Annotated in this window: 2 protein-coding genes; both read left to right on the forward strand. The window is 56.3% G+C overall.

What is annotated here, in order from left to right; genetic code table 11:
- Nucleotides 1-287 precede the first annotated feature (287 nt).
- Nucleotides 288-1,052, forward strand: coding sequence for an HNH endonuclease family protein (locus EB836_RS17870; protein ID WP_135542781.1), 765 nt, complete (start codon nt 288-290; stop codon nt 1,050-1,052).
- An 847-nt stretch (nt 1,053-1,899) separates the two neighbouring features.
- On the forward strand, nt 1,900-3,180 hold the full coding sequence (locus EB836_RS17880) for an FAD-dependent monooxygenase (RefSeq protein WP_135542785.1): 1,281 nt from the start codon (nt 1,900-1,902) through the stop codon (nt 3,178-3,180).
- Nucleotides 3,181-3,247: the final 67 nt, after the last annotated feature.

A 3,247-nucleotide genomic window follows, 5' to 3' on the forward strand; every position in this document is an offset into this window, starting at 1 on the left:
GCGACGGCGTCGGCCTTGAACTCCGAGGTGAACTCTCTGCGGGGCCGCCGCGGGGATTGGCTGGTAGTCATGTGCAGCAGTTTCCTTTCATCGGGTTCTGCTGTCTACTCAAATCATGACACCCCAATCAGCCCCAATGCCTGATCGTCACTGAGTTCGGTGGTGACGCTGACCATCACATGCCCCTTTCGTTTTCCTCTAGACAATCATGTTCGTCAACAGGTTCTCCAGGCATCACTGGCCGCTGACGTGGGGACCCATTCAGTCTCCCCACGTCAGTGGCCAGTATGAGAAAAGCAATCTTCACCCTCGTCGCCGCGGCCATCGCCGCATTCTTCCTCTACACGAACGTCGTCGACACTGACTCCACGAAGGCCGCCGATGAAGCCGCACCGGCCGGCCCTTCAGTCTCTGTCGAACTCAACGACCTCATCGGATCGGATGGTACAGCCACCATCGGCACCGTGGACCGGCAGAAGGCCACCGCCCTTATCGCATCACTGGAGACCAAGGAAGCCTCATCGATGGACGGCTACGATCGTGTCCCGCAGTACGGAACCTGGCTGACCGGTGATGATTCGTCAGACCCATCGTTCTGTGGCGACACGCGAAACGACATCCTCAACCGAGACTTCGACGACGTCACCTATTCCCACGACGATGATTGCCAAGTAGCCACCGGCACACTTGATGACCCCTACACCGGTGAGACCATCGAATTCACTCGCGGCCCGTCCACCTCCTCAGAGGTTCAGATCGAACACATCGTCGCACTCGGGTACACCTATCGCATGGGCGCCAAAGATTGGTCCCAGGACAAGCGCGAAGCAATCGCGAATGATCCCGACAACCTCATCGCTGTCGATGGTCCGGCCAACCAGTCGAAGTCCGACCTCGGCCCCGAAGAGTGGATGCCCACCGACTCAGGCAACCCCGCCTACGACTGCACATTCGTTGCCAGGTACGCATTCGTCGCCGACAAGTACGAACTACCTGTGACACCGGCAGATCGCAAGGCCATGACATCGACGATCGAGACCTGTGAGAACTGATCAGGTCGATCTATTCAATAGATAGCGGGCATCGTCTCTGACGCCATGATCGTGCTCATGGCACACCATTCTGCAGACCGCCCCCGGCGACCAAGAGTCTATTCTTCTGAACCGTGCAAGAACCTGTTGCCCCCATTTTTCATAGTTTCATTGCATGCCCAATGCGCAATATTGCCTGATAGGCAATATTATTCTAAGCTGACGTCATGACAACAGGGCTGAGGGAGAGTAAGAGACTTGCACTGCGAAATAGCCTGAGCCTCACGACTGTGCTTCTTGCTCGAGAACGGGGCCTGAGCAATGTGAGGGTCGTCGATATTGTCAACCGTGTGGGCGTGTCTCGGCGAACATTCGGCAACTATTTCTCCAGCAAGGAGGATGCTATTGCCGATCGCCATGTCTCGCGCACCCAAGCCGCGGCGGACGCTTTGTCAATCCGACCGGCCAGTGAACCAATATGGACAGCAGTGACGCACGTGATTCTCGAACCGTACAAGACGGAATCGAAACACACATCTCCGTCGCAGTCCGAGCGCGACGAACTTCTTCAAATACTCTCTGACCCAGAAATGCAGTCCGCGGTCGACCGCGGAGCTCGGGCTGCTACTGCAACGCTCGGCGCAGCAATAGCACGTCGGATCGGCGTGTCAACCACGACCGATCCACGCCCCTGCCTCGTTGCAAACGCGGCACTATCAACTCTATTAACCACGTTGGAACACTGGCTCGGACTAGAAGAGCCCCAGCCGCTCCTCTCCCAGTTGTCCGAGTCCTTTCGACAACTGGGAGCGGGTCTAGATCACACTCTCTGAGCCACACATTATTCACCCAATCCAGAAGGAACTCTATGTTTGATGTCATAATCGTCGGCGGTGGCCCAGTCGGCGTGTTCGTTGCATGCGAACTCAAACTCGCAGGTGCAAAACCACTCGTGATAGAACGACTCACTAGCATCAGCCAAGACGACAAAGCACACGGTTTGACCGGACAAGTCGTTCGTTTGCTTGATCACCGTGGATTGTTCGAACGAGCCAGCGGTACATCGATTCCAGAAGCTGCTCCAGGGTTCTTCTTCGGCGCAATGCCCCTTCCACTGCATATGCTGGCCGACGATAACCCCATGCATTTGTTGCCAATTAATCAACGAGATTTTGAACAAATGTTGAACGTTCGTGCCGAGGAACTAGGCATCGAGATCCGCCGAGGCATCGAAATGAAGTCGTTTACGCAGGCGGATGACCATGTCGAAGTCACCCTGTCGGATCTAGAAGCTGGGACCGAATCGATTATCACCGCTGACTACCTGATCGGCAGCGACGGGGCCAGGAGCAACGTACGGAAGGAATCCGGGATTGGATTCCCCGGTCATACTGACCGCCATATAGTCGATCGCACCGCGTTGATCGCTCCGTCCAACCAGTTCATTCCGGTCGATGGAGGCGAGGTAGATGTAGCTGGACTTGGGAGAATTCCGGGAACCTTCTACAGAACAGAGCAGGGCGTATTCACGATCGCCATGCTGGACCCACAGAATCCTGTAGTACACACCATGGAATGGGAAGAGGAACCTGACGGCAATTGCCCGGGAACTGGTACACGCATGTCCATGGCTGAGATGGAAAACAGCATCGAAAGAGTCATTGGCGCGCCAGTGAAACTGACACCTCCACCGATTGGCCGCCCAACTCTGCTGCGTCGGCTCAGTGGACGCAATACTCGCTTGGCCGAACGGTACCGCGACCGCCGTGTCTTCCTCGTTGGCGACTCTGCCCATGTGCACTCCGCTGCAGGCGGACCCGGTTTGAATCTTGCTCTTCAGGATGCCGCGAATCTGGCGTGGAAGATTGCCGCCGACATCGACGGCTGGGCACCCAAAGATCTACTCAGCACATACGAGTCTGAGCGTAGACCGTTGGGAGACAGAGTCTTCATGCAAACTCAAGCACAAACGGCTCTAATGTCCCCGGGCTCCGACGTCACCGCGCTTCGAGAACTCTTCAGCGAGCTTCTCAACAACAAAGACAATCTTCAGCTCATCGCGGACCTGATTGCTGGATCTGACGTTCGTTTGGGGTGTCATGATTTGAGTAGACAGCAGAACCCGATGAAAGGAAACTGCTGCACATGACTACCAGCCAATCCCCGCGGCGGCCCCGCAGAGAGTTCACCTCGGAGTTCAAGGCCGACGCCGTCGC

It is taken from the genome of Brevibacterium sp. S111, from assembly GCF_004745075.1.
Lineage (GTDB): Bacteria > Actinomycetota > Actinomycetes > Actinomycetales > Brevibacteriaceae > Brevibacterium.